This window comes from Geobacillus sp. WSUCF1 (assembly GCF_000422025.1).
Classification (GTDB): domain Bacteria; phylum Bacillota; class Bacilli; order Bacillales; family Anoxybacillaceae; genus Geobacillus; species Geobacillus zalihae.
In genome coordinates this window covers 1-315 of the sequence record NZ_ATCO01000333.1, presented here as the reverse complement: position 1 = coordinate 315, position 315 = coordinate 1, and the positions used below count along the sequence as shown (strand labels likewise).

At 46.0% G+C, this 315-nt stretch carries 1 pseudogene; it reads left to right on the top strand.

From position 1 onward, the window contains the following. Positions 1 to 58: 58 nt before the first annotated feature. Positions 59 to 315: pseudogene (locus I656_RS0117445) on the top strand (IS701 family transposase); the annotation flags it as partial.

Genomic DNA, 315 nt, shown 5'->3' with positions numbered 1-315 from the left:
CCGATTCCTTGGTTAGAATAGATGTACCACCAACTATCCACAAGGAGGTTCATGTCTCATGAATAGATTAGCACATCACCAAGGAATCCACAAGTTTTTCTTCACGCTGGGGTTGACGCTGCAGCTTTCCAAACCGGTCATCAAGCATCTCATTCATATTGTCGATGCCTTGACCACCAAGGGATTCTCGGGAACATTGACTGATATTCATTACTGGAGCTTTCATCCGAATCATCGAACGACGCTCAGTCACTTTTTCACGAAAAGCCCTTGGAACGAGGAAAGGCTGCTTGGGAAGCTTCAAGAGTGGATCCT